Here is a 26,087-nt window from a genome sequence, read left to right as displayed (position 1 = left end):
ATCTGTATTATATTGTTTTCGAATAAAATTAATACAACTAACTATATTTCCAAGTATACTCAAAACTGAGCGCTTGGTCAAACATTGTATTTAAAGAGTTTCCGCTCATTACCTGTCTTTTCAAAAAACACTCTGTACTAAAACAATATTACTTCTGTATTGGTACAGATGCTGCAATTCCACTGTTTGACTAGTCAATATTCCTCCCGAAATTAGACTCTCCAAAAAAGCAGGGTATATTCTCCCTGCTTTTCTCTTTCCTTATTTCGCTTTCTCTAAACTTCCAAACGCACGTGTTTGTAATCGATTGACCTCATTTGTGGATTTATTGAATTCGTCTATTTTCTGTTGAAGACCAGAAGTTAAGATATTCACTTCCTTAACTTGTTTTTGTAATTGGCTGGAGCGAATTTCTCGGTCTTCCAATTGAGTATACAGCTGAGTTTGTGCATCAATGAGTTTTTTGTAATCCGAAATCAATTGCTCATGTTTTTCAAAACGTTCTTCTAAAGCTTGAATTAGTTTTTCCAACGTCTCTTTTTCTGCTTTGTCCACTATGTCAATCAACGCAGACAACTTGTCTGCCGCTTCTCTAGCCTCGCTTAAAGCTTTCTCTTCTTTTTCTATTATGATCGTTCGTTCTCTTGCTGATTTTTTCAAAGATGCAACTTGCTTTTTCACTTCTGGATATTGTTCTTGGGTTAGTTCCATCGTATCGGTGAATCGTTTTTGTTCTTTTAATTCTTGCTGGTTCAGCTTTTTCACGTAGCTTATTCCTTGTTTCTCCTTTTCATTCACGTCGGCCAGCGTGTCTGTAAGCTGCTGTTCCACTGTCTGGTCTTCAGAGCATGCACTCAACACTGCGACCATTGCAATTATCAATGTTATTTTCTTCATAGAAGAAGCCTCCTAAACTATTCTCCGTACTTTTCTCTTTCACCATTTTTCAGGTTCGTTTATACTAGTAACAACCATATCCGAAAGGAAGAGTAGAAATGATTTTAATGAAAGATATTATTCGTGAGGGGCATCCAACCTTGCGCGCGAAAGCAAAAGAGATGACTTTCCCATTAAGTGTTGAAGATCAACAATTATGTGATGACCTATTAGAATATATAGTAAACAGTCAAGATGAAGAGCTCTGTGAAAAATATAACTTACGTTCAGGAATCGGTCTAGCAGCACCTCAAGTGAATGCTTCAAAAAGAGTATTTGCTTTGCATATACCTGACGATGAAAAACCTTTGACGAACTTCATTGCCATTAATCCGAAAATCGTAAGCCACTCTGTAGAAAAAACGTATATTTCTTCTGGAGAAGGCTGCTTATCTGTAGACCGTGACGTACCAGGATATGTCCCACGTTATTCGCGCATCACAATTAAAGCATATGATAAAGAAGGCAATGAAATAAAGAAACGTTTAAAAGGGTTACCTGCCATCGCTTTTCAGCATGAGCTGGATCATCTAAACGGCATTATGTTTTATGACCATATTGATGAGAATGCTCCTTATAAAGATATCCCAGGTGCTATCCCATTCGAAAGAGAGTAAAGGAATAAAACTTGACAGAGAGTTCAGATTATGGTATAGTCTTGTCAAGGAGTGATGAAGCCATGTACAAACGTCTTAAACGCAAATTGCTTAGACGACTGAATGGCCTGCTCGGTAAAAAGACTATTGCCTAGACTTTTACGCCCGCCAAGCAATTGGTGGGCTTTTCTTTATTTTAAAGAAATTAAGTGCTATTATGAAGAATATGTTTTATATCGAACGTAAAAAAGGAGAGTTCATTATGATTTTTAAAGTTTATTACCATGAAAACGTACACCAAGTTCCAGTCCGCGAAAACACACAGAGCTTATACGTTGAAGCCGAAACAGAGAAGGCCGTCCGCGATCAGTTGCAAGACCGCCAGATTATGATCGAATACATTCAAAAGCTGGAAGGCGAACATTTAGAGTACGAACAAGCTTCCCCTCACTTCCAGGTCGAGCAGGTCTAAATAAATGAAGTCGATTAAAAATAACGAAACGGCCGTATTTGCCCTAGGCGGACTAGGTGAAATCGGTAAAAATACGTATTGTGTGCAATTCCAAGATGAAATTATCATCATTGACGCTGGGATTAAATTTCCTGAAGATGACTTGTTAGGCATTGACTATGTAATTCCTGATTACACATATCTTGAACGTAATGTCGACAAAATCAAAGGACTTTTTATCACGCACGGACATGAAGACCATATCGGCGGAATCCCTTATCTATTGCGCAAAGTAAATATCCCAGTCTATGGAGGAAAACTTGCGATTGGTTTATTACGTAATAAATTAGAAGAACACGGATTGCTTCGTACTACGAAGCTACATGAAATCGAAGAAGATGATTTTATTAAATTCCGTAAAACAGCCGTATCTTTCTTCAGAACAACGCACAGTATACCAGACGCTTTTGGTGTTGTAATCAAAACACCATCCGGCAATATCGTGCATACAGGAGATTTCAAGTTCGATTTCACGCCTGTAGGAGAACCTGCGAACTTGCACAAGATGGCGAAAATCGGAAGCGAAGGCGTGCTATGTCTACTATCAGATAGTACAAATGCCGAAGTTCCGAACTTTACAATGTCCGAAAGAAAAGTCGGAGAAAGCTTGAATGATATCTTCCGTACTGTAGATGGACGAATCATTTTCGCTACTTTCGCTTCGAATATCCACCGTTTGCAACAAGTGATCGAAGCCGCTCAAAACTTCAACAGGAAGATTGCTGTTTTCGGACGCAGTATGGACAATGCCATCACGATCGGACGAGAACTAGGTTATATCGATGCACCAAAAGATTTATTCGTCGATTCCCAATCACTCAATCGTCTGCCTGCAAATGAAGTGATGATTCTTTGTACGGGCAGCCAAGGGGAACCAATGGCGGCACTATCACGTATTGCAAATGGTACGCATAGACAAGTACAAATTCAGCCGGGTGACACGGTGATTTTCTCATCTTCTCCGATTCCTGGCAACACGCTCAGCGTCAACAAGACGATAAATTCGTTATTCCGCGCAGGAGCAGAAGTCATCCACGGTCCGTTAAATAATATTCATACATCCGGTCACGGGTCACAAGAAGAACAGAAGTTGATGCTACGTCTGATCAAGCCGAAGTACTTCATGCCGATTCACGGTGAATACCGTATGATGACGATGCATGAACAACTCGCTGTAGATTGCGATGTAGAGCGTGAAAATGTATTCATCATGGCGAACGGTGATGTGCTTGCACTTACTGATCAAACAGCCAGACTTGCCGGCCGAGTTCCTTCTGGGGATGTCTACATTGACGGAAGCGGCATCGGCGATATCGGCAATGTAGTATTGCGCGACCGCCGAATTTTATCAGAAGACGGTTTAGTCATCGTTGTCGCAACGATCGATACGAAGAAAAACCGCCTTGTATCCGGTCCTGATTTGATTTCCCGCGGATTTGTTTACATGCGTGAATCAGGCGCCATGATCAACGAAGCGCAATATATGCTTTCCAAAACATTGAAACGGAAATTGGAAACTAAGCCAGATTCCGTTAATCAATTGAAAAGCGATATTATCGACACACTCGTTCCGTATCTCTACGAAAAAACAAAACGTAAGCCGATGATTCTTCCGGTTATTATGGAACTATAAAATGGTATACAAAAAGCAAGTGCATCTAATCTGCACTTGCTTTTTTGTTAAGTATTAGTGTAGCGCCTTTCGTTCAAAACGATGAATATCTAAATCCGAACCGATGACAATCAATATATCATTGACTTCGATTTGTTCTATCGCTTGAGGGGACACCAGAATGTGCGTACCTCTTTTGATCGCGACGATATTTACTCCAAACTTAGCACGGATATCCAAATCAATCAGGGAAGATCCGGCAAGATGATCGTTTGCTTGTATCTCCACGATGGAATATTCATCCGACAGTTCCAAGTAGTCCAGTATGTTATTGGAAACTAAATTATTTGCAATACGCTTCCCCATATCACGTTCAGGATGGACGACTTGATCTGCCCCTATCTTCCGCAGCACTTTCTCATGATAATCATTCTGCGCTTTGACTGTGATCCGAGAGACACCAATTTCTTTGAGAATCAACGTGGTTAAAATGCTAGCTTGAATGTTTTCACCAATCGCGATGACAACATGCTCAAAATTTCGAATACCTAAAGATCTCAAAGCCGCTTCATCTGTCGTATCGACCGCTACTGCTTGTGTAGCAATGTTCGCAAACTCATCCACTCGTTCCTGTGATTTATCAATCGCCATAACATCCGCTTCAAGTTCGATCAGTTCTTTGACAATACTGCCGCCAAAACGCCCTAAACCGATGACCACAAATTCTTTTTTCATATCCATGCTCCTCACATTACGCAGAAACCATCCGGCTCCCTTGCCTTATCGTAATCCCATTTTGAATTTCAGGAATAACTCATTATACACTCCGAGCGTCTCCAGTCCCAAATTCTTATACACTTCCAAATGTTCTCTCGCCTCTTCATCCGGATAGAATCTTTCATCTTCCGTGATTTCCTCATCCATGAAGGATAACGCTTTAACATTCGGCGTAGAGTAACCTACGTATTCCGCATTTTGCGCTGCAACTTCAGGGTCCAACATGAAGTTGATAAATTTATAGGCACCTTCAATGTTTGTAGCAGTGCGAGGGATAACAATATTATCAAACCACAGATTCGATCCTTCTTCAGGCACGATATAATCAATGTCTTCGTTTTCTGAGATCATATCTGCCGCTTGACCCGACCATGTAAGTGCGACAGAAGCTTCGTTGTTAATCATCAACTGGGTAACTTCATCACCAATTACAGCTTTTACATTGGGGCCCATTGTTTCAAGTTTATCCGTAGCCTCTTTCAACTCCTGCAAGCTAGTCGAATTCAATGAATAACCAAATGAATTCAATGCGACACCAAGTACTTCCCTTGCACTGTCGACTAGAATCACCTTCTGACGCAATGATGCGTCCCATAAACTTTCCCAACTCTCGAAAGTCTGTCCGTCCAAAAGAGATGGATTATAGGCAATACCCAGCGTCCCCCAAAAGTAAGGAATCGAATATTTATTTTGCGGATCAAACGCGAGATTCATAAAGTACGGGTCAATATTCTTGATATTCGGGATTTTATCAAAGTCCAAAGGCAGTAATAAATCCTTTTGCTCCATCATTTGAACAGCGTATTCTGAAGGCACCGAAATATCATAAGAAGTACCGCCCTGCTCAATTTTCCCCATCATTCCTTCATTTGAATCAAACGTTTCATATATTACTTTAATACCTTCCTGTTCTTCAAATTGCTTCAACAGTTCCGGGTCGATATATTCTCCCCAATTATAGACGGTTATCGTATCTTTCCCTACTCGCCCATGTTTATTTTCAAGCTGGAGGTTGATGAACAATAAGACAAAAGAAACGAGCAAAATGGTTGCCGCACTGCTTAAAATCCCTTTCATCTCTTCACCCCCTGGTTAGGTGATTTCGTTTTATTGCCGATGATATAATAACCCAGCACCAATACCATGGTAATAACGAAAATCAAGCCGGACAGCGCATTGATCGTCAATGTAATACCTGTTCGAGCCATTGAATAGATTTCAACCGACAACGTCGAGAAACCATTCCCTGTCACGAAAAAGGTCACCGCAAAGTCGTCCAATGAATACGTCAACGCAAGAAAGAATCCAGCGAAAATCCCCGGCTTAATATACGGCAGTACTACACGTGTCAGAACTTCTCTGCGAGAAGCCCCGAGATCGAGTGCAGCATCCACTAGAGAAGTGCTCATCTCAAGCAGCTTAGGCAGCACCATAATCACCACAATCGGTATACTGAACGCAATGTGTGAGATTAAGACGGAAGCAAATCCCAGTTTGACACCGATCAGTGTAAATAATATTAAAAATGATGCACCGATGATTACATCCGGGCTGACAATTAAGATATTATTCAATGACAATACAGTTTGCCGCATGGATTTATTTTTCATAAAATAAATTGCTAACGCTCCAATTACCCCGATGGTTGTAGATAACAAGGCAGACAGCAAAGCAATAATTATCGTATTCATGACGATGATCAAAAGGCGTGTGTCCTGGAACACCGCTTGATAATGTTCCAAAGTAAAGGATTCAAAATTAGACATCCCGCCACCGGAATTAAAGGAATAATAAATGAGATAGAAAATAGGAGCATATAAAACTACAAAAACTAGGGCCAAATAGATCCTTGGCAGACTACTTAGTTTTCCCATTAGCGGAGGCTCCTTTCTCTTTTCCTGATGTCAGCAACATGATCAAAAACATGAAGATAATGAGGAACACTGCTATCGTCGATCCCATTCCCCAGTTTTGTGTTACTAGGAATTGCTGCTCAATTGCGGTACCTAACGTAATCACTTTGTTGCCCGCGATCAACCTGGTGATCATGAACAAAGAAAGCGCAGGAATGAAGACGACCTGCACACCCGACTTCACACCATCGATCGTCATTGGCCATACGACCCGCTTAAACGTTACCCAACTGCTCGCACCCAGATCTTTCGAAGCGTCAAGCAAAGTCGGGTTGATTTTATCAAGCGAATTGAAGATTGGTAAAATCATAAATGGTATAAAAATATAGACCGATACGAATACAAAGCTGAAATCTGTAAATAAGATCTGCTGACTGCCGATTCCGATCGTTTCCAAAAAACCATTGATCGGCCCATACAGCCCCATCAAACCAATGAATGCGTAAGTCTTCAATAGAAGATTAATCCAAGAAGGAATGATGATCAACAGCAACCACAATCGCTTATGCTTTGTTTTTGTAAGGAAATAAGCCGTCGGATAGGAGATCAGCAAAGAAAAAAAAGTAATTAGAAATGCATACCAAAAAGAACTCATCGTCAACTTAAAATAGATTGAACTGAAGAAGTTACGATAATTACCTAGCGTTAAATTCCCCGACAAATCAAAAAATGAATAATAGACTATGACCGCTATCGGAGCCAAGACAAATAACAGCATCCACACAGCATACGGCACGGCATAAACAAAGCGCAGCGGATTATTCTTCATCTTCCGCCACTCCAAACGACTCCAGACGTGCATCAAAGTCTTCTTCCGATTCATTCAGTCGCATGACATGAATATCCGCCGGAGCAAAATCCAATCCAATCATCGTGCCTACGTCTGCAGGCTTCGTCGAATGGACCAACCACTCATTACCGTCCGTGTCGTAAGTAGATAATTCATAATGAACTCCGCGGAATAGCTGTGTATCTACTGTGACACTCAGCTTCCCTTTTTCAATCGTGGTCATCTCCAGATCTTCGGGACGAATGACAATGTCTACTTTCTCATTCGGATAAAATCCACCGTCCACACAGTCGAATTGCTTACCTGTAAACTCCACTAAATAATCTTTGATAATCCTTCCAGATACAATATTTGATTCACCGATAAAATCTGCAACAAAACGGTTGATCGGTTCATCGTAAATATCGATTGGGGTGCCGGATTGCTGGATCTCTCCATTGTTCATTACGAAAATTTCATCCGACATCGCAAGCGCCTCTTCTTGATCGTGTGTTACAAAGACGAATGTTTTTCCAAGTCTCTGTTGCAGTTCCCGCAATTCATACTGCATTTCTGACCGCAACTTTAAATCGAGCGCCGATAAAGGTTCATCCAGCAAAATCACTTCAGGGTCATTGATAATTGCTCGTGCAATAGCAACACGCTGACGCTGGCCACCTGACATTTCTGTGATTTCTCGAGATTCATAGCCCGCCAAATTGACAAATTTCAACGCTTCTTTCACTCTGCGGTCAATTTCATTCTTTTTTACTTTTTTAATGCGTAATCCAAATGCTACATTTTCATATACATTTAAATGGGGGAAAAGTGCATAATCTTGAAATACAGTGTTCACTTGTCGTTCGTTTGCCGGAACAGAATTAATCTTCTTTCCATTGAAAAGAATTGTGCCATCCGTAGCTTCTGTAAATCCAGCAATCAAACGTAAGATTGTAGTCTTCCCACAACCAGAAGGGCCAAGCAATGTATAAAATTTCCCCCGCTCCATTTCAAATGAAACGCGATTGAGTACAGTCGTCGACTCGTCATATCGCTTCGTGACATTTTCAAAGCGGATAATCGGTTGATTTGTCAATATGATTCCTCCTTACACTACTCTACTTATTACATATACTACATGAAAACTTATAAACCTAATCATTATACACAAAACGATCCCGAAAGCAAATATCCTCATGGTTTCAAGCGAAAATATAACATACAGGAAAATAGTCATGAAAATTGTTTTTTTGCAACGGGCATAGTAAAATAAAGCCATTGATTAAGGAGGGATTCAGTTGGAAGACCATTTGTTTTTTTATTTGGATTCTGATGCCAAGCGGAATCGGAAAACAGAACCAGCAACGAGAGAAAATCAACTAGAGGGAATCTTTCTTGTAAACAAGAAGAAAATCCGATCTTGGAAAGAAATGGCCTCTCATTGTATTGAGTGTATGGAACCTCTGCATTATAGCGATGAGTTTGATGCACGCTACTGCAAAGACTGCGATGAATGGCGTGAAATGATCTGTGATCCCAATTGCCAAACCTGCCAATCGCGACCATTGAAGCCCTCTGACTGCCAACAAGATTTTGAGTAAGCTTACACTTAGCTTGCCCAATTTCTTCGCATATACTATCTTCACTAACATTTACTAATTGTTATAATTTTCAAGTCAATCTAATTGTATTTGGATTCACTATTTGATAGTCTATATAAGAATTGTGCAATACAGACTAGGTTTTGCATACAAGATTAATTGGAGGGGTTTATAAATGGCTGAGCGCATGGTAGGTAAACAAGCTCCAGATTTCACAATGGAGGCAGTATTAGCTGACAAATCTTTTGGGAAAGTTAGTTTACAAGAAAACATTAAAAACGACAAATGGACAGTTCTTTTCTTCTATCCAATGGACTTCACTTTTGTTTGTCCAACAGAAATCACTGCGATGTCTGATCGCTATGATGAATTCGAAGACTTGGATGCTGAAGTAATCGGCGTATCAACTGATACCATCCATACACATCTTGCATGGATTAATACAGATCGCAAAGATAATGGCCTTGAACAACTTAACTACCCACTTGCAGCAGATACGAACCATGCAGTATCACGTGATTACGGCGTATTGATAGAGGAAGAAGGAATCGCATTACGCGGTCTTTACATCATCAATCCTGAAGGAGAACTTCAATACCAAACAGTTTTCCATAATAACATTGGTCGTGATGTGGATGAAACTCTTCGTGTACTGCAAGCATTGCAAACTGGCGGCCTTTGCCCTGCAAACTGGCGCCCGGGTCAAGAAACACTTTAATTTACTCCGATTTCAAGATGGACAAGCACCCCCACGCATGACACCAATCGTGGGGATTTTTTTATAAAATTTATTCTTTTACACTTAGCTAGGAGGAACTTTGGATGAAATTACGTACACAAATGCCTGAACTCCAAGGTGCGACAACTTGGTTAAACGGTGAAACTACTAAATCTGAACTAGTTGGAGAAAAACCGACACTGATTCACTTTTGGTCTATTAGTTGCCACCTTTGTAAAGAAGCAATGCCAGATGTAAACAACTTCAGAGATCAATATAAAGATGAACTCAACGTAGTAGCTGTGCATATGCCGCGTTCAGAAGACGATACCAATCTAGAAGAAATCAAAAAAGTAGCAGCTGAGCATGATATAACTCAACCCATTTTCGTAGATAGTGAACTAAAGTTAAGCGACGCATTCGAAAACCAATATGTGCCTGCTTATTATGTCTTTGATAAAGATGGACAGCTTCGCCATTTCCAAGCAGGCGGCAGCGGTATGAAGATGCTCGAAAAGCGTGTCAATCGAGTATTGGATGAAATGAAAAAAGAAGATTGATCACGCAACCGGTTCCTTAGACTAGGAACCGGTTTTTTCTGTTTCGATCAAACCAAAGAAAATTACAAGCACAGCAAGTGTCATCCTCTTTGCTTTATGATACGATAGACAAAAAGTTCCTAGAAAGCGAGCAGTCGAATGGCCATACAATCAAAAAACTTTGCCCTCTACATCTTAATGTTCAACATGTTTATCGCGATGGCAGGAGTCGGACTTATTATTCCAATCATGCCCGAATACTTAGGAACATTTGGAGTAGCAGGACAAGCACTCGGACTCTTAATTGCAATATTTTCATTTGCTCAATTTATTTTCTCTCCTTTTTCTGGAAACCTTTCAGACAAACACGGCAGAAAACGTATTATCATTATCGGTTTAATTATTTATGGATCATCTCAGTTAGCTTTCAGCTTATCAACTGATCTTTGGATGTTGTATATTGCCCGCTTCTTTTCCGGCTTCGGCGCTGCTTTTATCATCCCTCCGACAATGGCTTTTGTTGCGGACATTACATCTCTCGAAAACCGTGGTCGCGGCATGGGACTTCTCGGCGCATCCATGTCATTAGGCTTTATGATTGGTCCTGGAATCGGCGGATTTCTATCGAAAATTAGTCTGGTCTTTCCATTCTATGCGGCAACGGGTGCATCCTTCTTCGCTGCGATTTTCTCACTAATTTTCTTGCCCAACCCTAAACCTGTTTTACAGGGTGCAACGACTGCTGAAAACCTATTACAGCAAATGTGGCGTTCTACAAAAACCCCATATTTTGTGATGCTCATTGTTATGTTCGTCTTTTCTTTCGGATTAGCGAACTTCCAATCTACCATTTCACTCTATGTCGATCACAAATACGGTTATACACCTTCTCAAATCGCAGTTATTATCACAGTCGGTGGATTTGTTGGTGTTATTATTCAGACTTTCGTCATCGATCGACTCTTCAGGCGCTTTGGTGAGATGCGTATAATATTGATTAATTTAATCGTCGCTGCATTCGCCATGCTCGGCATCTTGTTCGTCAATACATTTTTCACAATCTTGTTGGTGGCAACGATTTTTTCTACCGCCACTTCCTTATTGCGACCAGCAGTCAATACACTCGTTTCAAAATTAGCCGGAAAAGAGCAAGGGTATGCCGCCGGGATGATGAATGCCTATATGAGCTTAGGCAATATGGTCGGTCCCGCTACGGCCGGCTACATTTTCGACATCAATATGAGTTCTCCATACGTAGTCGGTATGTTCATCCTGTTACTATGCTTTTCTCTCGCAGCCTATTGGGCAAAGAGCAACAAAGAGCTTCTGCAGTCTTCAAGGACTACCTAATCCACAGCAAAAAGGCCTTCCTCTATGGAAAGGCCTTTTTATTAATGTTTTCCATCCAGACGCCAGAAGAATGGGCGAATGGTAAAAGAACCGTTGACCTACGTTCCAAATGGATGCTTTCTAAACCTCAATTAAGCTTTTTATCAAACTAAACGCAAAAAAGTAGAATATCAATAGTGTGTATATCGGGATTTGCATTCCAGACGGTACGCTTCACGGAGGGCACCCCTTCTCTAGCTCAAACTCCCGAACCAATGCCGCTATTTATCTTAAAGCTGAAATCCCAAAGTGCTGTGAATACAGTATTTGTGCTTTTTATGATTGCTTCGTTAATATCTCGGCATGCTTTTGAACGATTTCCACGAATGCCTTTACTTGCTTCAGTTCAAAAGTGGAGTTGTAGCCGATTAGCCATGTATCTCGCGTCAGCTCAAATTCCTCTTCACTATTCAACAAAGGAATACGATTCACACGTTCGTCGCCCGAGAGCGTGATGGAAGGTAAGATCGCATAACCAATCCCATTCAAAGCCAATTGCTTACACGTCTCAATTTGATCCACGATAATTTGGCGGCTTGGGTGTTGATTGAAATGCTTGTTCCACCAACGCTGTATTTCCATATAATAATTCGAATCACTTTTAAACTGGATAAAATGCCGATTCGTATCTTTCAACTCGTCGATTGTCGAGATTTCTCGATCGACCAAATACAGCTGATCGCGGAATAAATACTTGCGATTACTTTTCCAGTCCGTCTGCCCCCTGACAATTCCAATATGCGCTTCTCCTTCATACAGCGCATTGGATATTTCAGAACTCCAGCCGGTCATCAATGAAATTTTGGCATCCGGATACAAAGCCACATAATCTTTCAATACTTGTGGTAGCCATGTCTGACCAATGATTGATGCACAGGCAATCTTCAGCGTTCCATGGACTTTATCCTCAAGTGATGCAATCAACTCCAACGTTTCATCCCGTTTTGCTAAAGACTCTTTCGCATAGGCGATCACATGCTCACCGGCAGGCGTAGGTTCAAGCCCTTTCTGGGAACGAATGAACAACTGCATTCCCCATTCCTTTTCAATTGTTTGCAGTCGTTGAGAAAGCGCAGGCTGGGATAAATGTAATCGCTCCGATGCTTTTCGCATATTTCCTTCTTCCGCCAACGCTTTTATAATATCTAACTCAGTTGTCGACATGTTCATACACCTTTCCTCGAGGTATTCGTAAAATCAGCAGTAAACTAATCCATGCAAAAAAGGTAATTGCAATATAGACCCAATGCAACGAGTTTTCTAAACCGGTTTGCAAGCTTACAAGCTCTTTCATCGGTATCAACGATCGACTTTCTTCCGTCAGCAAGCTATTTACATCATCTACGGAATACATTAACTTTTCTGCCGCAAAATACGTAAGCAGCGTACCATTCAAAATAGCACCGAAGACGGAAGCACCTATCGTATTCCCAAAGTTTTTCATGAACATATTTGCAGCTGTGGCAGAACCTCTTTGCGTTCGCGATACAGCACCTTGAATCGTCACGATAAACGATGTGTTCGTCAGCCCCATCCCAACCCCAATGAAGAAGCTCGAACACGCTGCCCAAATCGGACCTAAACCTGCATTCATGAAGACGAACATCATCGAGCCGACCACAAGGGATATACCGCCGGCAAACGATACGAGAAACGGTCCAAAACGAATGAGCAGATGCCCGGCTAAAGATGAGGCTAATGGCCAGCCGATAGACATCGCGGTCAATGCAAATCCAGCTATAATCGCCTTCTGTTCCATTACACCAGATACATACGTAGGTAAGTAGGATGAAATACCGATTAAAATAACGCCAGTTGTTAAGGAGACTAAATTCGCATACAAAATGATGGGATTCTTCCAGATGCTAAACGATATGAGTGGATCCTTTGCCAACTGTTCTTGTCTAAAAAATAAAAAGAAAATGACAGCAGATACTGCTAACAACAGCAGACCAATTAAAGAGAACCGTCCAAAGGCTTGTCCACCTTCCACAAGCCAAACTAAAATTGACGACAAAGCGATCGTCAGCAAAACCGCTCCTCTATAATCAACCGATGCGTTGCGCGTCTCTTTTGGCTCATGCAAGAAAAAGAAAATGCCAGCCATGGCGAGAATTCCGAGCGGAACATTTACCCAAAAGACAAACTGCCAGTTCACGTATTGAACCAGCAAACCACCAATGACGGGACCGGAAACCGCAGAAATCCCCCAGACGCTTGATAAGTATCCTTGAATCTTTGCTCTCTCCTCGGTTGAGTATATATCTCCAACAATCGTCGTGGCAATAGGCATGACAGCCCCTGCTCCTATTCCTTGTACAAGGCGGTAAATGATCAATTGTTCCATCGAACCCGCAAAACCGCATAATATGGAGCCTATCAAAAAAAACGTCAATCCTACAAAAAATATAGGTTTCCTTCCAAAGACATCTGCTAATTTCCCATAAATCAATACGGTGACGGTACTCATTAATAAATACGAGGAAAATATCCAGCTATAACGTGAAAAACCGCCTAGCTCAGATGCGATAGTCGGCATGGCAGTTGTAACGATCGTCGCCTCAACAGCTCCGACAAACATTGCCAGCATCACTGCCGCAAGCACGAGCGGACGCTTTGTTTCCTTTTGCACTGAGCGCTCAACTCCATTCTAGATAGAAAAAGACTCCATAAGAGGAGCCTTGTTGTCATCTAACTATACAAACTATCAATTTATGCTTGAACATTATAAAGATATTTCTTAAACTCTTTCATAACTACTCGTCTAGTTAAAATACCTGCAAACGTCCCATCCTCTTCTGTCACGCATAAAAATGGATGATTAATCAACAGGTCCATCGCTCGTTGAAAACGTTCATTTACTCGAATCGTCGGAAGCGATGTTTCCATAATCTCATCTACCTTAATATTCTCTAATCGTTCATATTCAATACGTTCTAAACCTAAAATGGCATCTGTAATCATACCTATCCCGAGTAAGCCTTTTAAATGATACTGGTGATCAAGTACAGGGATGGCAGAATAACCTGTCTTCGTTAAAACGAGAAGAGCGTGTTCTGCGTTATTACCGATTTGCACATGAGCAACTTTTTCTGAAGAAATTATTTGGTCAGCAATCGGCGCAAAGAGAAACTCTTTATTATTTATAGAAACCATACGTAATCGCTCCTTCTGTTCGTCAAATCGTTAAACTATCAATGAAAAAGTAAAAGTATCCGCTTCCATTCCATCATACCACAAATAGCCTTTTTTCACCTCAAAACATGAATTGTTTCCAAAAACAAAAACCTCTTCCTTCATTAGGAAGAGGCCCAATAATAAAAAATTACAAACAAGGCAAAGAAAGTGGCGATAAGTATGATCCAGAGTATCGGATTAATCGTATAAGGATGCTCTGCTACCGTCTCAGGAATTTGATCTTTTTCATTCAATTGCAGCGAACGACTCGATTTTCTGACTGCAGCCAAACAAATCCACAGCATAATAGCACTCACAAAAATCATAGGCCATAGCCATATATCCCACATAATCTATCACTCCTTTTGCACATCCATTACAATAAAGTTTGTGCAGAAGGCAGAAATTTATGTGTCTCTTTACACATTACTGATGAATTTCTAAATAGTCTCGTTCAATGACTTCTGATGGCACAGCCTTACTGTATAGAAATCCTTGCGCAATCCGGCATTTGGATTCCTTCAAAATTTCAGCCTGTGAAACGGTTTCAATTCCTTCAGCAATCACATTCATACCTAAGCTATGTGCTAAATTAATGATCGTTTTGGCAATTGCTTCATTTTTGGCATCCATTTCGATATCTTGTATAAAAGAACGGTCTATTTTAATTATATCGATCGGATATTTTTTTAAGTAACTCAATGAAGAATAACCCGTTCCAAAGTCATCAACGGAAATAGTAAAGCCCATCTCTTTAAGTTGTCGTAAAGACTTTAACGTTTCATCCGGCCTCATGAGCGCACTCTCTGTTATTTCAATTTCAATACAATTCGTCTGTAATTCGTATTTACGTACGGTATCAAACAGTTTAACGCAAAAATTTTCTGATCTGAACTGACTTGGTGAAATATTGATCGCAACTTTCACAGGTTTATACTGTTTTTTCTGCCACTCTTTCAAATGCTGGCACACTTGATCGATAACCCAGTCCCCAATTACATGAATAATACCGGAAGCTTCAGCAAGTGGAATGAAATCGGCTGGAGAAACCTCACCAAACTTGCGATTGTTCCAACGCAGTAAGGCTTCAAAGCTTGTGGACGTCCCCGTTTCTAATTCCACTTGCGGCTGAAAACAAACTTTCAATTCATCAAACTCAATTGCCCGCCGTAAGTGAGATTCCATCAACGCTTCATTTGTAAACGTTGCCTTCATATCCTCTTCAAAATATCGAAAATGAGCACGGCCTCGTTGTTTTGTGACGGACAAAGCTTGCTTGGACTTTTCCGTCAGCTCATCAATGGTATTTCCGTGTTCAGGAAACGTAGAAATCCCTATAGAAATAGATAAATAATATTCTTGGCCGTTAAACAGAAAAGGCTTTTTAAAAGAACATAACACTTCATTACAAATTCGCTCCGTTTGGGCGAAGCTGTATTCCTGAACGAGAAAAATAAACTCATCTCCACTATTACGATAAACTTTCTCACCCGCTGTACAAATCTTTCTTAAACGCTCAGCAACTATCCTTAAGATTTGGTTGCCTGCCATATAGCCTAGTGACTCCACTATCACTTTAAAACGATCAATACCTAAATGAATAATGCGGAGTTTCCCCTTTTCATTCACAGCCTGAAGTGAATCTTGGGCGAAATGAATTTTCAACATTCGGCGGTTCCACAGTCCTGTCAAGTGATCATGGTATGAAAGATAATACATTTTAGAATTACTGATCAAATAGTTCGGTAATTCCTTTAAGATGACTTGTGTCTCCAGATGCTCTCCCTTCACTACAACAGGTAGTGCTTTTAGCGAAACCAGCAATTCATGGCCTTTTTGATGCATTAGCTCGATGTGCGGCAATTCAAATGTCTTTCCAAGTTTCACGTAAGACCATAACTGCCTGAAACTTAGCTGATCTACTTCACTTACAAGCTGATGAAACGGCTTGCCGATCAATTGTTTTGGCTTATAATTAAGTAGTTTTTTTATCATAGGGTTGCAAAATGTAATTTGTCCTTGTCCATTTAATGTAAGCAGTGCGTCTGAATTGGAAAATAGAAGGGATTGATATTTTTCTTTCCATAGCTGATTGGCATTCCGGGAGACAGAATTCTGAAATTCCAAGAGAAGTAAAAAACCTTTAGAGGAATCAACTAACTCCTTCATAGTCATTTTCAATGGCTCTTGTCCGATAATAGAAATCTGGCATGAACCTAGAGTAGCAGCTTTTTCTACTATAGCTTCTCGGATTGCTGACCAATATAGACCAAAAAATTGCTCAGGCGAATGTTTACTCGATGAAAAGAATGATGTAGAACTTTCATTTGTATACAAAATCTTCATATGTTGATTGGAGCTTACATCTAAGATGACGACCATAGTAGAGTGAGCTTGCGGCTCTTCCTTTTGAAGAAAATGATCAAATGGTTCTTCATTGTTCATTTTGAGACGCTTCCTTTCGTTTACAAATTCTATTGTGCACTTTTAATTATTTTTAATACTTAAGATATAGTTAGATTCACCTTTATCAATAAGTATACAGCTATTTAATCTGCTATAAAAGACTAGATACCTAGATTATACTACCCTTTGTGACTATTCACGTAACGTTTCCTAAAGACAAGTTAATTGAATAGAAAAAGAAGCAAAGGGGCTAGAACGCCCCTATGCTTCATTACTTAATCGATATATTGTTTAATCAGGACTTGAGTACCTTTTTCTCCGTATCCTTGATCCAGCAATTCTATATACATTTTGCGCGCAAGCTTCAGGCCCGGTAACTCTAAATTCAATCTTTCCGTCTCCTGTAACGCAATATTTAAATCTTTCACAAAGTGCTTCACAAAAAAACCAGGCTCGTAGTCTTCTTTAATGATTCGCGGACCGAGAGCCGATAAACTCCACGAACCGGCGGCACCAGAAGCTACCGACTGCAGCATAGTATCTGGATCCAGTCCTGATTTCATAGCATAAGCGAGTGCTTCACACGCACCAATCATATTTCCTGCCACTGTAATTTGATTGCACATTTTGGCATGTTGCCCCGCTCCTGCATCGCCTTGATAGACAATTTGCTTTCCAAAAACAGAAAGTATCGGCAACAAACGATTATATAGCGCTTTTTTACCGCCACACATAATAGAGAGAGTGCCATTTTGTGCGCCTATATCGCCGCCGGAAACGGGTGCATCGAGAGAGTGCATCTGCAGCGACTCTGCTTTTCGAGCTATAGCAATAGCCAACTCCGGGCTCGATGTTGTCATATCGACTACCGTTTGAGAAGGACGACCATTCGCAAAGATGCCGTTCTCTGACAGATAAACCTCTTCCACATCTGCCGGCATGCCAATCATCGTAAAGATAATATCTGCTTCACGCACAGCTTCTCCTACAGAGTCTGCCCACCGCGCGCCAAGCTCAACCAAAGGATCCGCTTTAGACTTCGTCCTTGTATACACCGTTACATCGTAGGATGCGTTTACTAAATGTTTTACAATACTCGCACCCATCACACCGGTCCCAATAAATGCTATCTTTTCATTTTTCATTTAATCACTCCTTACAATACATTTATATATTCCATCGTATAGGAGTCAGAATTTATTTACAATAAAGGATACAAAAAAAGAGGACCAATCTTATAAATAAGATTGATCCACAAAAGGGGGAAATGAGAATGTTGCTGTGTTCAATTATATTATGCCCCCTTTTCGTATATATAAACATAAATCACAAATTTTTTTCAAAACTTTTTTCTTTTTGTCTTTCATATTCATTTATCAGTAAGTCCAGCTCACGACTCAGAATAATTGTACGCTCAGAATGCATCCCCTCATTTTGAGCGACTTCTATTAACTGGTTTCTAAGACATTCGATTTGAATTTCAAAGTTACAGTTCAAACACTACACCTTCCATCATAATAGGCTACTTTTTATATTATACTAAAAGCATGAATAATTAGCTCTATGAAGTTGTCGACACTTTCCGACAACTTCATCTTTATTCAGCGGAAGACTCTACCTGTATAGATGATGAAATTAATGCCGTTTTATTTCCTGTTCATTGGTTGTTCAAATGCTCGCTGAACAACAGAAGTACGCAGGCTAAGATCGCCCAATGCCCACATGATCTACTTCCTGTAGACTTAAGCACAAATCAAAATCTGGACGCAATTACGCCGAGACGTAATTGAACTTTCTTTTTATCGACTTCTTAGAAGATAACCCTTTACCTTTTGTAAGTTTTCAGGCAAACTAGAAAGTAATTCTCAGGAATAGATTTGTACCACTCTACCATAACTAGAGTAATTCATGAAGATAGAAAGGAAGTTGTATGATGACGATTGCAGAAGTCGGGGATATTATTGAATTCAAAGATGGTTTACAAGGGATTGTGGAGAAAGTCAATGAAAACTCTGTTATTGTGGATTTGACATATATGGAGGATTTCGATGAGTTGGAGATGGAGGAAAAAACCGTTATCAACCATAAACGCTACAAAATTATTCATAGTGCGGCAGAATGAAACCTTCTTCTCGCCTATCCGTCCAATTAGTAGAATCGTAAATAGAGGAGTGAATCGATATGAACAACAAATGGCGCATTATTTTCGCTTCATTTGCAGCATCCTTACTGCTCGCAGCTTGCGGAACATCTGATTCAGATGACAATCCTTCATCAACTGACGGCACGAATGGAAGTGCAGTGGAAACACCTGCAGACGAGCCTGAAACGGACATTGAGGAAGACGTTGACAGTACAACTGCAGAGGGAGATGAAGCAGACAGCACAGAAGAAAAAGACTTGCTTAAAGACGCAGTCGAAACGAAAAGTGATGCTCAAGACTATTCGGTTATGGTGATACCAGGATATACATTAACAAGTGAAGAGCCTGGAAGAGATAGCTTATATGTAGACGAAGACAGCGAAACGTTTATGCGAATTGAAACGACAGCGAAAGACGAAGAAGCTTTCAGTTTCGATGAATGGTATGAAAACTTGGAAGAATTATTAGCTGCGTCAACAGATGGGGCTGAGCCGACTGAATTAACAGACGAAGCAGAACTTCCTCAAGGTGAAGGCATTACGAACGTAAAAGGAGCCGAAGCTAAATCCGCTGAAGGATACTTCAAAGGCTTTGTGATGGAACGTGAGGACAAGTTAGTACGCGTGACAATTTATGCTACAGAAGACAATGAGCATATTAAAGAATTCACAGAAATGGCTTCAACGATCAAGTAATCTCCATCTATATAGAAGGCCGACCCGCTATATACAGCAGATCGGCCTTCTTTTTGTTTAAAATTTAAATTCCTGTTCAGGTGCCAACGACAGACACTCGCGGAAATGTCAATTTAAAGACAGACCCTACGCCTTCCTCACTGCTAACGGCTATGCTACCACCATATTCAGTGACCGTTTTCTTGACGAATGGAAGACCAAGTCCCGTGCCGCCTGCTTTACCAGAAACAAACGGCAAGAAAATCTTTTCCATCATCTCTTCGCTCATACCAGTGCCTGTATCTGAAATTAGAATGTCCACATTTTGCTGTTCTCCTTCACAAACATGAACAGTCAGCGTCCCTTTTGGCCCCATTGCTTCCATCGCGTTTTTAAGAAGATTTACCAAAATCTGCTTGACGCGATTCGGATTTGCTTTAATTAAAATGGGTTCCGTGATAAAATTTTCATTAAATAAGTTTATTTGGTCAAGTAAGGCTTTCGGCTGTAATAATAACAATACTTCTTCCATTAGGACAGTAAGTGAAAATACTGTAACTTCATCGACACGAGGTTTGGAAAGAGCGAGCATTTCATTTAAAATTTCGTTCATCCGCTTTACTTCGCCTTGAATCACAGTTACATACTTATGGGCACTTCCTGTTACCTCATGTTCCAATAACTGAAGAAAACCGTGTAATGTAGTCATGGGGTTTCGGACTTCATGTGCTATACTAGCCGCAATTTCACCTGTCGTGGACAGTTGGTCGGAGTGTGCAAGCAATTGAAGCATATGTTCCTGTTCTGTCATATCTAGGACTCGCAAAATAAACATTTCGGTAGCTGAGTCGACTTCCAAGAGAAGGTTGAAGTATTGTATATCACCATTTTTCTGGTAGGACAATTTCCTTTGAGCAACACCTTCATTTTTCGCCTGAACTACGTATTCCGTATAACAAAATTCTTCATCGTGGTGGAAGTTTTCTAGGAAGCTCTTGAGGTGTATAGAAGTCCCGCGAGTTGGATCGAAGAAGGTCTTATTGAATTCCTCATTCACGGACACAAAGAATCCCCATTCATTAACTAATGCCATCGGGATCTTAGCTGTCTGAAAGGCACTTTCGTATAATTGACTTAAGGTTTTCGTCTGTTCATCCATTTTTATCGTAATAATAGCCTTTTCACTACGAGGCTGGTATATAATATAGCATGAGACATGTTTATCGCAGTCATCTTTTAGACATCCCTTTACACGTTCCTGTACAGTAATTTGTTGAAAGCTAGAGTGCACAAGGATGTTTTCAATTTGAACGAGTAGTCTTTCGTCGAAAATTTCTGATATATATTTCGGTAAGTCATTTTCTTTCACTAATGATTTAAAAGCTTTTGTCATACCCAATATTTCACCATTGTGATTAATAATTATTTTAAAAAGAGAACTTTCGAGAAATTTATTGATATCTGTTGATTTCAATACCATAAACATGCCTCCCTCTTTTATTTCAAAGTGTAACTTGATAAGTTTGCTAATCTCTATTTTGAAAATTTGAAATATAATCCTTTGAATTCTCATTATGTCATATTTTTGGAACGCTTTACATAGGACCATAGTCTCTTTTAATTACCTAAAGTATACCAATATTTTTTCGTATAGGAGTATAATCATGAAAATTGTTTTATCTACTTTAAATGCTAAATACATACACACCAACATTGCAATCCGCTATCTTAAGGCATACGCAGAGCCAGAATACCCATGTACTTTGGCGGAATTCACCATCCATGACCCAACACTCTCGATCGTCTCTGAACTTTATCAACATTCCCCTGATGTTGTCGGTTTCAGTGTTTACATTTGGAACATTGAAGAAACTATCAAAGTCATTCGATTGCTTAAATTGACGAGTCCCGAAACTATTATCGTTTGTGGTGGGCCAGAAGTGACCTATGATTATGATCAATGGCTTGAACGCGTGCCAGAGATTGATTTTATCGTCATTGGCGAAGGCGAGCGGACATTTAAGGATTTACTACAAGCGATTGACGGGAAAACTGAATTATCGAGCGTGCAAGGGATCGCCTATCGCCAAGATGAACAGTTGAAGATTACAGCGCCTGGACCAAAATTGGATTTGCGGACACTGCAATCCCCTTTTCGTTTTGTTGAGGATTTGCCTCATCTTAGAAATCGAGTGATGTACATCGAAACGAGCCGTGGCTGCCCTTTTTCTTGCCAATTCTGTCTTTCTTCAATCGAAGTGGGCGTCCGCTATTTTAACCGGGAAGCAATCAAAGAAGATATTCGATATTTGATGAAACACGGTGCCAAGACGATAAAGTTTGTCGATCGTACGTTCAATATCAGCCGTAGTTATGCGATGGAAATGTTCCAATTTTTAATTGACGAACATGTTCCAGGCACTGTCTTTCAATTTGAGATCACGGGCGATATCATGCGGCCGGAAGTCATTGAATTTTTAAACGAAAATGCACCCGCAGGACTATTCCGTTTTGAAATCGGTGTCCAATCAACAAATGATCTGACGAATGAACTCGTTCAAAGAAGACAAAATTTCAGTAAGCTTTCTCGTACCATTACCATGGTCAAGGAAGGCGGAAAAATTGCGCAGCATCTAGATTTAATCGCTGGATTGCCTGAAGAAGATTACGATTCTTTCCGCGATACTTTCAATGAAGTATTTGCTTTACGACCAGAAGAGCTGCAATTAGGTTTCTTAAAATTACTGCGGGGTACTGGTCTGCGAATTCAAGCAGAACAATACGGTTATCGTTTCATCGACACAGCTCCTTATGAAATCGTATCAAATAATGTGTTGTCCTTTGATGATATGCTGAAGATTAAACAAACAGAAGACATTCTCGAAAAATATTGGAATTCAGGTCGATTTATACACTCTATGGAATATATCGTTACCGAATTGGTCGATACACCTTTCGACTTCTTTCAGCTATTCGGCGCTTTTTGGGAAAACCAAGGGTGGTCAAGAATCGGCCATCAGTTTGAAGATTTGTTCACACGTTTGGAACAATTTTTAAAAGAAGTTTTGAAGGTTGATACAGAAATCGCACGAAGTCTGTTAAAAATTGATTATCTGGCACATCAGAAATTCCTCCCTAGAAAAATATGGTGGGGCCCTTCTACTTTACAGGAAGAACAATTGAGAGATATCAATCAGTTTTTGGTTCGCTCCCCACATGTACTCGGCGAGAGGTTTGTAGCACTCGGCCATACTGATCGAACGATCCGGAAACAAGTTTTCATCACAGATACTGCTGCCAAGTTGGAAGAAGATCTCACTGTGAAAAAAGATCGCGGATATCTCATTTTCCAATATAGTCCGAGTCAAGAAGCACAATACTTCCACCTCTCTGACCAAGTTTTAGAGAATTTGAAGGAACAGAAGCATTAAAATAAGCAGGCTGAGAAAATGACCATATTTTCTCAGCCTGCTTTTATTTACGTAATCATTATCCGATAATCACACGTTCTTTTGGATAATGATAAGGTGTTTTATTCGTTTTACCGCCTATTGTATAAAGAAATGAAATCAATCCTACGCGCCCGATAAACATCAAAACCATAATGATGAGTTTCCCAGCTACAGACAGATCCGATGTAATTCCAAGCGACATTCCGCAGGTCCCGAATGCTGATGTAATTTCGAATAGTAAAGAAACGACCGGGACGCCTGGCTCCGTAAGCAACAAAAGGAGCAATGCCGTCATGACCATAACACAAGCTACGAGAATGACCGCATATGAACGAAACACATCAACCAATTTAATTTGCCGTTTAAAAATGTGGATGACATCGTTCCCTTTGGCAAAATTGATAAGGAATAATATCGCTATGGCAAATGTGGTTGTACGGATCCCTCCTCCAACCGAACTGGGTGAAGCCCCGATAAACATTAAGGAACTGACGAATATGTCGGTTGCATCGCTGAAGTTTGTAACGTCATACGTCGTAAGACCGGCTGATCTCGCTGAAACCGAGTGGAACAATGCCGTGAAAAATTGATCATGCCACCTCATCCCTTTGAATGAATGAAATGATTCTAAAAGCCAAATCATCAAGGTACCGAAAACTAATAACAAGCCAAAGGTAGAAGTCGTGATCTTCGTAAATAAGGAGAAACGGAAATGAGGTACTTTTTTCGAAAAGTAACTTTTCACCTCTATTAGAACAGGAAACCCGATAGCTCCTAAAATAATTAAAACCATTAATATTAATTGAATAAAGTAGTCATTAAAATAAGGCTTCATGGAAGAACCGGTAATATCAAAACCTGCATTCGTAGTGGCAGAGACAGCCATGAACATCCCATTTAATAAGGCTTCACTGAACGAGTCGTAAAAACGAGAGATATAAAGTGTCAAAATCGCCCCGCCAATCAATTCGATTGCGACTATGATTTGAATAATTTGGCGAATGAGCTGCACAACACCCGCTAATGTATATTGATTCGTGTCGACCATGATCAGCTGACGTTCTCTCATTCCAATTCTTTTTTTTACGAGCAACCAAAAAAACGTACCAATTGACATAATGCCGATACCTCCTAGCTGGAGGACCAACATGAGCATACACAAGCCAAAAACCGAGTAGGTTTCTCCGATGCTAATTGATGATAACCCTGTAACACTTACCGCACTTACAGCTGTAAATAAGCTGTCGATAAATGCTACATGGACGCCTGGCTTATAGACACCTGGTAAGTTCAGCAGCAGGAAAGAAGAAGCAATTGCTAAAAAGTAATAGAATACGATGATTTGTGCTGGAGTGAATTTATGTAAAACTTCTCGGGAAAGCTTCATCTTTTTCAAATTCCTTTCATAACAGAAACTTTATTTTCCTACTTTATCAAATGCTTTGCTGAAAAGATAGCGTTACAAAGAACTTTACACTCTTTTAATAACCTTAAACCAACTAATCAATTACGCTTCGGTGTAATTGTGTCTAGATTTTGAATTGTGCTTAGGCCTGCGTGACGCAGTCAGTTAACCTTTAACACCATCAAAATATGTGACATCCGCCGGAGGCTATCTCTTTGTTCAGCAAGCATTTGAACACCCGTAGTACTGGAAGTAAAACAGCTTTCATTTTATCACCATATAGATGAGAACCTTCTGCTGAATAAAGATAAAATGCAACTCCTTCTAAATATTAGAAGGAGTTGCATTTAGTTTACCCTTTCAACCGTTGTTTCACTACGGCTAACAAATAGCCGCCAACTGCCAATATCAACAGTATGATCCAGAATGTTGTTTTCCACAACGTCGAGTGCGGGAATGTCTCAGGAATAATTTGAAGCGCTGGATGTGCCAATGTCAGCACGACGAGTTTCACACCTACCCAGCCTACTATTAAGAATGCCGCAGTTTCGAGTGTCGGATATTTCTCCAGCAAAACGACAAACTGTCTAGCTGCGAAACGGATCATAATCAAACCAATCATACCGCCAAGTAACATGACAACGAACTGTCCACCATTGATTCCACCGACATGGAAATCACCCAATTCTGGCAATGTCACAGCGAGCGCCACTGCCGCCAACATAGAGTCCAAAGCAAACGCAATGTCCGCTAATTCTACTTTCAAAACCGTCATCCAAAAACCAGATTGTTTTCTCGGTTTTTTATTCGGATTATCTTTTTGCGAGTGCGTGAGCTTGTCATATATATTCTTACCTGAAATGATTAATAAGTATGCTGCCCCTAACGCTTGGATCTGCCAAATGTTCACCAAAAATGTAATCATGAATAAAGCTGTGAATCGGAAGACAAACGCTCCAACCAAGCCGTAAAATAATGCTTTCTTCTGCTGTGGTTTCGGCAAATGTTTGACCATTACCGCCATCACTACTGCATTGTCCGTCGCCAATAGCCCTTCTAGTACGATCAGTACGACAAGAACCCATGCGTATTCTAATAAAATCGCGTCCAACAAAATTCCTCCTTGTTTTATACAATATAAAAAGACCCTCACCTAATAAAAGGCAAAGGTCTCGCTAAGTCAGAATTTTGTATGTTCAAAATCCAGCTATCATAACCGATGGCAGTTTAGACAGCCACGTATTGACGATTATGAAATAGGTTTCCCTATAGCTACTCCCCTTTGACATTGCGTCAAAGTTATTAAGTTATTGGATACTTTTAAAGTATTATAACATAATAACTTCGCTTTGCAAATCGTTTAGGTGTTGTCTGTGAAACTATATAATTTTTAAATTATTTTAGCAGGTTGAACGAGTTAAGGGCTAACTTTTTGTTGTTTCGTCGCTCAATTTAGTAGTGTGTCAAGG

25 protein-coding genes and 1 pseudogene are annotated in these 26,087 nt (G+C 40.2%); 10 read left to right on the top strand and 16 right to left on the bottom strand.

Going from position 1 to position 26,087, the window contains the following annotated elements; translation table 11 throughout:
* Positions 1–261 precede the first annotated feature (261 nt).
* Positions 262–897, bottom strand: coding sequence for a YkyA family protein (locus tag MKY93_RS05410; RefSeq protein WP_009765655.1), 636 nt, complete (start codon positions 895–897; stop codon positions 262–264).
* A 98-nt stretch (positions 898–995) separates the two neighbouring features.
* Here MKY93_RS05410 and def point away from each other — a divergent pair, with 98 nt between their 5' ends.
* From def to rnjA, 3 genes are all read left to right on the top strand, one after another.
* Positions 996–1,553 carry a peptide deformylase gene (gene def / locus MKY93_RS05405; protein WP_009765656.1) on the top strand — a complete coding sequence of 186 codons (558 nt, stop codon included), beginning with the start codon at positions 996–998 and terminating at the stop codon, positions 1,551–1,553.
* A gap of 241 nt (positions 1,554–1,794) precedes the next feature.
* A complete protein-coding gene (locus tag MKY93_RS05400) occupies positions 1,795–2,004 on the top strand; it encodes a DNA-dependent RNA polymerase subunit epsilon (RefSeq protein ID WP_040758295.1) in 210 nt (69 codons plus the stop codon).
* 4 nt (positions 2,005–2,008) lie between these two features.
* A complete protein-coding gene (rnjA, locus tag MKY93_RS05395) occupies positions 2,009–3,676 on the top strand; it encodes a ribonuclease J1 (RefSeq protein WP_009765658.1) in 1,668 nt (555 codons plus the stop codon).
* A gap of 54 nt (positions 3,677–3,730) precedes the next feature.
* Here rnjA and MKY93_RS05390 read toward each other — a convergent pair whose 3' ends face one another.
* Genes MKY93_RS05390 through MKY93_RS05370 form a run of 5 tightly spaced genes read right to left on the bottom strand, consistent with a single transcriptional unit; the run spans position 3,731 to position 8,210 of the window.
* Complete coding sequence (locus tag MKY93_RS05390) at positions 3,731–4,390, bottom strand: potassium channel family protein (protein ID WP_078817846.1); 660 nt, start codon at positions 4,388–4,390, stop codon at positions 3,731–3,733.
* Positions 4,391–4,435: 45 nt separating this feature from the next.
* Complete coding sequence (locus MKY93_RS05385) at positions 4,436–5,509, bottom strand: ABC transporter substrate-binding protein (protein ID WP_340758492.1); 1,074 nt, start codon at positions 5,507–5,509, stop codon at positions 4,436–4,438.
* A complete protein-coding gene (locus tag MKY93_RS05380) occupies positions 5,506–6,306 on the bottom strand; it encodes an ABC transporter permease (protein ID WP_340758491.1) in 801 nt (266 codons plus the stop codon). The genes MKY93_RS05385 and MKY93_RS05380 overlap by 4 nt, the downstream gene beginning before the upstream one ends.
* Positions 6,290–7,114, bottom strand: coding sequence for an ABC transporter permease (locus tag MKY93_RS05375; protein ID WP_078817849.1), 825 nt, complete (start codon positions 7,112–7,114; stop codon positions 6,290–6,292). The genes MKY93_RS05380 and MKY93_RS05375 overlap by 17 nt, the downstream gene beginning before the upstream one ends.
* Positions 7,104–8,210, bottom strand: a complete 1,107-nt coding sequence (locus tag MKY93_RS05370; RefSeq protein ID WP_009765664.1) for an ABC transporter ATP-binding protein — start codon at positions 8,208–8,210, stop codon at positions 7,104–7,106. Before MKY93_RS05370 ends, MKY93_RS05375 begins: the two co-directional genes overlap by 11 nt.
* 202 nt (positions 8,211–8,412) lie before the next feature.
* Between MKY93_RS05370 and MKY93_RS05365 the strand changes: the two genes are divergently transcribed.
* The 4 genes from MKY93_RS05365 to MKY93_RS05350 all read left to right on the top strand — a co-directional run bounded on the left by MKY93_RS05365 (position 8,413) and on the right by MKY93_RS05350 (position 11,322).
* Positions 8,413–8,715 (top strand): hypothetical protein, encoded by a 303-nt coding sequence (locus MKY93_RS05365; protein ID WP_040758299.1) that lies wholly within the window; start codon positions 8,413–8,415, stop codon positions 8,713–8,715.
* A gap of 175 nt (positions 8,716–8,890) precedes the next feature.
* Complete coding sequence (locus MKY93_RS05360; protein ID WP_078817851.1) at positions 8,891–9,433, top strand: peroxiredoxin; 543 nt, start codon at positions 8,891–8,893, stop codon at positions 9,431–9,433.
* Positions 9,434–9,537: 104 nt separating this feature from the next.
* Positions 9,538–9,993, top strand: a complete 456-nt coding sequence (locus tag MKY93_RS05355; RefSeq protein ID WP_078817852.1) for a TlpA family protein disulfide reductase — start codon at positions 9,538–9,540, stop codon at positions 9,991–9,993.
* A gap of 138 nt (positions 9,994–10,131) precedes the next feature.
* Positions 10,132–11,322 (top strand): MFS transporter, encoded by a 1,191-nt coding sequence (locus tag MKY93_RS05350; RefSeq protein WP_221837003.1) that lies wholly within the window; start codon positions 10,132–10,134, stop codon positions 11,320–11,322.
* A gap of 315 nt (positions 11,323–11,637) precedes the next feature.
* Here the strand turns inward: MKY93_RS05350 and MKY93_RS05345 are convergent, their stop codons facing one another.
* The 7 genes from MKY93_RS05345 to MKY93_RS05315 form a co-directional block, all read right to left on the bottom strand.
* The gene (locus tag MKY93_RS05345; RefSeq protein ID WP_078817853.1) at positions 11,638–12,525 is read right to left on the bottom strand and encodes a LysR family transcriptional regulator; all 888 of its coding nucleotides are present in this window, start codon (positions 12,523–12,525) and stop codon (positions 11,638–11,640) included.
* Positions 12,512–13,951 (bottom strand): MDR family MFS transporter, encoded by a 1,440-nt coding sequence (locus MKY93_RS05340; RefSeq protein WP_340760909.1) that lies wholly within the window; start codon positions 13,949–13,951, stop codon positions 12,512–12,514. Before MKY93_RS05340 ends, MKY93_RS05345 begins: the two co-directional genes overlap by 14 nt.
* A 122-nt stretch (positions 13,952–14,073) precedes the next feature.
* Positions 14,074–14,517: a cyclic-di-AMP-binding protein CbpB gene (gene cbpB / locus MKY93_RS05335; protein ID WP_009765673.1), complete on the bottom strand. Its 444-nt coding sequence runs from the start codon at positions 14,515–14,517 to the stop codon at positions 14,074–14,076.
* 143 nt (positions 14,518–14,660) lie between these two features.
* Positions 14,661–14,888: a hypothetical protein gene (locus tag MKY93_RS05330; RefSeq protein ID WP_009765674.1), complete on the bottom strand. Its 228-nt coding sequence runs from the start codon at positions 14,886–14,888 to the stop codon at positions 14,661–14,663.
* Positions 14,889–14,964: 76 nt separating this feature from the next.
* The gene (locus MKY93_RS05325; protein WP_340758490.1) at positions 14,965–16,983 is read right to left on the bottom strand and encodes a sensor domain-containing protein; all 2,019 of its coding nucleotides are present in this window, start codon (positions 16,981–16,983) and stop codon (positions 14,965–14,967) included.
* Positions 16,984–17,219: 236 nt separating this feature from the next.
* Positions 17,220–18,089, bottom strand: a complete 870-nt coding sequence (locus MKY93_RS05320; RefSeq protein ID WP_340758489.1) for an NAD(P)-dependent oxidoreductase — start codon at positions 18,087–18,089, stop codon at positions 17,220–17,222.
* Between the two features lie 181 nt (positions 18,090–18,270).
* The gene (locus MKY93_RS05315) at positions 18,271–18,441 is read right to left on the bottom strand and encodes an aspartyl-phosphate phosphatase Spo0E family protein (RefSeq protein WP_340758488.1); all 171 of its coding nucleotides are present in this window, start codon (positions 18,439–18,441) and stop codon (positions 18,271–18,273) included.
* 442 nt (positions 18,442–18,883) lie between these two features.
* Between MKY93_RS05315 and MKY93_RS05310 the strand changes: the two are divergent.
* Both MKY93_RS05310 and MKY93_RS05305 read left to right on the top strand, forming a co-directional pair.
* A pseudogene (locus MKY93_RS05310) lies at positions 18,884–19,066 on the top strand (YkvS family protein); the annotation flags it as partial.
* A 59-nt stretch (positions 19,067–19,125) separates the two neighbouring features.
* Complete coding sequence (locus MKY93_RS05305) at positions 19,126–19,782, top strand: hypothetical protein (RefSeq protein WP_340758487.1); 657 nt, start codon at positions 19,126–19,128, stop codon at positions 19,780–19,782.
* 76 nt (positions 19,783–19,858) lie between these two features.
* Here the strand turns inward: MKY93_RS05305 and MKY93_RS05300 are convergent, their stop codons facing one another.
* Complete coding sequence (locus tag MKY93_RS05300) at positions 19,859–21,241, bottom strand: ATP-binding protein (protein ID WP_340758486.1); 1,383 nt, start codon at positions 21,239–21,241, stop codon at positions 19,859–19,861.
* A gap of 184 nt (positions 21,242–21,425) precedes the next feature.
* Between MKY93_RS05300 and MKY93_RS05295 the strand changes: the two genes are divergently transcribed.
* On the top strand, positions 21,426–23,192 hold the full coding sequence (locus tag MKY93_RS05295; RefSeq protein WP_340758485.1) for a B12-binding domain-containing radical SAM protein: 1,767 nt from the start codon (positions 21,426–21,428) through the stop codon (positions 23,190–23,192).
* Positions 23,193–23,250: 58 nt separating this feature from the next.
* On the opposite strand, the gene MKY93_RS05290 is transcribed toward MKY93_RS05295, so the two are convergent.
* Both MKY93_RS05290 and MKY93_RS05285 read right to left on the bottom strand, forming a co-directional pair.
* Positions 23,251–24,600, bottom strand: a complete 1,350-nt coding sequence (locus MKY93_RS05290) for a TrkH family potassium uptake protein (protein WP_340758484.1) — start codon at positions 24,598–24,600, stop codon at positions 23,251–23,253.
* A gap of 370 nt (positions 24,601–24,970) precedes the next feature.
* Entirely contained in the window at positions 24,971–25,729 is a 759-nt protein-coding gene (locus tag MKY93_RS05285) for a TerC family protein (RefSeq protein WP_040758305.1), read from the bottom strand.
* Between the last annotated feature and the right edge of the window lie 358 nt (positions 25,730–26,087).

The sequence above is a fragment of the Sporosarcina sp. FSL W7-1283 genome (assembly GCF_038003105.1).
GTDB classification, from domain to species: domain Bacteria; phylum Bacillota; class Bacilli; order Bacillales_A; family Planococcaceae; genus Sporosarcina; species Sporosarcina newyorkensis.
The sequence above is the reverse complement of the archived record's forward strand: the minus strand, read 5'-3'. Positions and strand labels throughout refer to the sequence as shown.

Bases quoted from the DNA above. Each gene is read 5' to 3' on its own strand.
- MKY93_RS05410 (WP_009765655.1), bottom strand. From the start codon at position 897: ATGAAGAAAATAACATTGATAATTGCAATGGTCGCAGTGTTGAGTGCA.
- def (WP_009765656.1), top strand. From the start codon at position 996: ATGATTTTAATGAAAGATATTATTCGTGAGGGGCATCCAACCTTGCGC.
- MKY93_RS05400 (WP_040758295.1), top strand. From the start codon at position 1,795: ATGATTTTTAAAGTTTATTACCATGAAAACGTACACCAAGTTCCAGTC.
- rnjA (WP_009765658.1), top strand. From the start codon at position 2,009: ATGAAGTCGATTAAAAATAACGAAACGGCCGTATTTGCCCTAGGCGGA.
- MKY93_RS05390 (WP_078817846.1), bottom strand. From the start codon at position 4,390: ATGAAAAAAGAATTTGTGGTCATCGGTTTAGGGCGTTTTGGCGGCAGT.
- MKY93_RS05385 (WP_340758492.1), bottom strand. From the start codon at position 5,509: ATGAAAGGGATTTTAAGCAGTGCGGCAACCATTTTGCTCGTTTCTTTT.
- MKY93_RS05380 (WP_340758491.1), bottom strand. From the start codon at position 6,306: ATGGGAAAACTAAGTAGTCTGCCAAGGATCTATTTGGCCCTAGTTTTT.
- MKY93_RS05375 (WP_078817849.1), bottom strand. From the start codon at position 7,114: ATGAAGAATAATCCGCTGCGCTTTGTTTATGCCGTGCCGTATGCTGTG.
- MKY93_RS05360 (WP_078817851.1), top strand. From the start codon at position 8,891: ATGGCTGAGCGCATGGTAGGTAAACAAGCTCCAGATTTCACAATGGAG.
- MKY93_RS05355 (WP_078817852.1), top strand. From the start codon at position 9,538: ATGAAATTACGTACACAAATGCCTGAACTCCAAGGTGCGACAACTTGG.
- MKY93_RS05350 (WP_221837003.1), top strand. From the start codon at position 10,132: ATGGCCATACAATCAAAAAACTTTGCCCTCTACATCTTAATGTTCAAC.
- MKY93_RS05345 (WP_078817853.1), bottom strand. From the start codon at position 12,525: ATGTCGACAACTGAGTTAGATATTATAAAAGCGTTGGCGGAAGAAGGA.
- MKY93_RS05340 (WP_340760909.1), bottom strand. From the start codon at position 13,951: ATGCTGGCAATGTTTGTCGGAGCTGTTGAGGCGACGATCGTTACAACT.
- cbpB (WP_009765673.1), bottom strand. From the start codon at position 14,517: ATGGTTTCTATAAATAATAAAGAGTTTCTCTTTGCGCCGATTGCTGAC.
- MKY93_RS05330 (WP_009765674.1), bottom strand. From the start codon at position 14,888: ATGTGGGATATATGGCTATGGCCTATGATTTTTGTGAGTGCTATTATG.
- MKY93_RS05325 (WP_340758490.1), bottom strand. From the start codon at position 16,983: ATGAACAATGAAGAACCATTTGATCATTTTCTTCAAAAGGAAGAGCCG.
- MKY93_RS05320 (WP_340758489.1), bottom strand. From the start codon at position 18,089: ATGAAAAATGAAAAGATAGCATTTATTGGGACCGGTGTGATGGGTGCG.
- MKY93_RS05305 (WP_340758487.1), top strand. From the start codon at position 19,126: ATGAACAACAAATGGCGCATTATTTTCGCTTCATTTGCAGCATCCTTA.
- MKY93_RS05300 (WP_340758486.1), bottom strand. From the start codon at position 21,241: ATGGTATTGAAATCAACAGATATCAATAAATTTCTCGAAAGTTCTCTT.
- MKY93_RS05295 (WP_340758485.1), top strand. From the start codon at position 21,426: ATGAAAATTGTTTTATCTACTTTAAATGCTAAATACATACACACCAAC.
- MKY93_RS05290 (WP_340758484.1), bottom strand. From the start codon at position 24,600: ATGAAGCTTTCCCGAGAAGTTTTACATAAATTCACTCCAGCACAAATC.